The 2,131-nt window shown below is 39.0% G+C and carries 4 protein-coding genes; 1 reads left to right on the plus strand and 3 read right to left on the minus strand.

Annotated features, from left to right (window positions below):
- On the minus strand, positions 1 to 265 hold a 265-nt coding region (locus BM299_RS18695), incomplete at its 3' end, for a hypothetical protein (RefSeq protein WP_207545248.1).
- A gap of 190 nt (positions 266 to 455) precedes the next feature.
- Positions 456 to 1,013 (minus strand): hypothetical protein, encoded by a 558-nt coding sequence (locus BM299_RS18700; RefSeq protein WP_092488047.1) that lies wholly within the window; start codon positions 1,011 to 1,013, stop codon positions 456 to 458.
- A gap of 261 nt (positions 1,014 to 1,274) precedes the next feature.
- Between BM299_RS18700 and BM299_RS18705 the strand changes: the two genes are divergently transcribed.
- Positions 1,275 to 1,745, plus strand: coding sequence for a DUF6147 family protein (locus tag BM299_RS18705; RefSeq protein ID WP_092488049.1), 471 nt, complete (start codon positions 1,275 to 1,277; stop codon positions 1,743 to 1,745).
- A gap of 28 nt (positions 1,746 to 1,773) precedes the next feature.
- Here BM299_RS18705 and BM299_RS18710 read toward each other — a convergent pair.
- A partial coding sequence (locus BM299_RS18710) for a DUF4367 domain-containing protein (protein WP_131820693.1) occupies positions 1,774 to 2,131 on the minus strand: 358 nt, incomplete at its 5' end.

Consider the following 2,131-nt stretch of genomic DNA (forward strand, 5'->3'; position numbering starts at 1 on the left):
GTAATGACTCCTCATAAAATTTTAATTGTTCTGCTTTATCGGAGAATCTACGATCGACAGCAAAACTAGCAGCTTTCTTTACGTCCATCTCTATTACAGAATCTAAAAAGTTTGTTAGTACAGTTTCAGGTTGATTAGAATTCGTAGTTACTGCTTGAGGTCGGTTAGGAGAAGAGGCTGTTTGACAACCCCCAATAGAAACGATCGCAACTATAAACAAAAAAACGAATGTCAAATACTTTCTTTCTTTAAATAAATTAATCATGAACATCTCTCCTCGTTAACTCAACAATCTGCTATATATTGGCCTGTTTTTTAATGATTATCCTATTTAGCTTATATACTAATGCTAATACCTGTCAACAAGATTTGAGTCCATCTTACGTGAACAAAAAAAGATCAAGGTTGACTGAAGGGGTACTAGTCGGCCCGAGAAGGGCCGACTAGTGTTTTAATTATAATCTCTGCAAAACTTTTCCGTCTCCATCTAAATAGTTGTCAGAGCACTGGATAACGAAGTAATAATTCCCCGGACCAACATCAAACCAAATATTATAGTATGTGCGTTTTTCAGGGGAATACCTGTAAATTGCAGTACCTATTTTCTCATCAAACGCTTTATCTCTATACAATGTAATGGTATAGTAACCAGATTCGTTGCCATCATTATCCCACGCACGTGCTTCAATGCTTACATCATTCTCGCTAATGCTAAAAGTCTGTGACTTCAGTTCCCGAACATCGTCAAAATAGAATGTTTTAACTGTAGTAAAATCTACACCTTCAATTTGAGCATCAGTTTTTAGCTTAGCAGTCATTACATTTCCATTTTTAACGTCTTCCCTGATTTCTTCAATTTGTTGGGGATCAGCAGGATTTTTTTCAGGAGTCAAATACATAACTTCAGGGGCCTTTGCTGGTTTACTTTCTGTCTGAGCTGCCATGACCGGTGTTACTGTGATTATTGCAATCAAAAGTAATGTGCATAATGCGCATACGATTTTTCTCTTCATGCTTTCTCCTCCTTTGAATAAGAATTGAATTGCCTTATTTTTTAGAACCTAAATCTTTTTAAACACTGCTACACTTTCATTTCCACCTCCCAAAATTTATTGCTACCCCTTCCTAAAACCCAATCACAATAAGACGAATGAAAATGGCTTTAGGTTCAAAAAAATCTAAAAAATTTTCCAAGATTTTTAGTAAATTTTGAACCTGATCCCATTCTGAAACGTCTTATGTTAATGCTTAATTCTGAAAGGAGGAAATGTGGAATGAAGGGGTTTCGAAAAGGTGTTTTGTCGTTGGTAATGATGGTTGTTTTTCTTACGGCAACCAGCACTGTTTATGCCGGGCAGCCTGATTTGAAGGCGCCGCCGCCGGAGCAAAGTAAAGCGTATAAGGAAATCGGAATTGAGTCTTTGCAGTACCTGCAAGATTGGAATTGCAATCTTATTCCCAGCGGAGGCGGGAAAATTAATCTAACCGGTTACACCCGCGCTTATCAAAATGTGGACTATATCATGGTTAAGCTATACCTGCAGCGCTGGAACGGCAGCAGTTGGGTTGATCTGGGAGGTTGGCCCTTTGAAGAGTATAACGCATCCGAAGCTGAAGGGCTGAAAGGTTTGGAGGTACTAAAGGGGTATTATTACAGAGTAAGAGCGGAGCACAGCCTGACCCATGATGGGACCACCGAACCCGCAAAGTCATATTCCGACTCTTATTATGTAGATATAGAATAATAAAATGGGGCACCCGTTGTGCCCCGTTTTATTTCATTGACTCGGCTATTTTTATAGCCTCTTCTTTTGATATCTTACCATTCAGGGTAAATAATACACTGTTATTTATCCACGTCATTTGAATCCTATCATTTTTGAATAAAATCAATTGGCCGCTGTTTTTGCCCACCTTGATATCCTCTGTGACAGTGTCTTCAATATCATATCCGTATCCCTGCACATATCCGTCCGGAACATTCGTCTCCATAATCACAATGTGATCTACGTTTGGGCCATTGTAAATTAGGCTAATCTTGGCTACGGGTTTTATCATGGGCTGAAATTCAACCCGGTCAAGTGTATAGCCGGCTGAAATATACTGGGGAACCAAAACAGGAAAAGGGGAT

The organism is Desulfoscipio geothermicus DSM 3669, from assembly GCF_900115975.1.
Taxonomy (GTDB): Bacteria; Bacillota; Desulfotomaculia; order Desulfotomaculales; family Desulfallaceae; genus Desulfoscipio; species Desulfoscipio geothermicus.

Bases quoted from the DNA above. Each gene is read 5' to 3' on its own strand.
- BM299_RS18705 (WP_092488049.1), top strand. From the start codon at position 1,275: ATGAAGGGGTTTCGAAAAGGTGTTTTGTCGTTGGTAATGATGGTTGTT.
- BM299_RS18700 (WP_092488047.1), bottom strand. From the start codon at position 1,013: ATGAAGAGAAAAATCGTATGCGCATTATGCACATTACTTTTGATTGCA.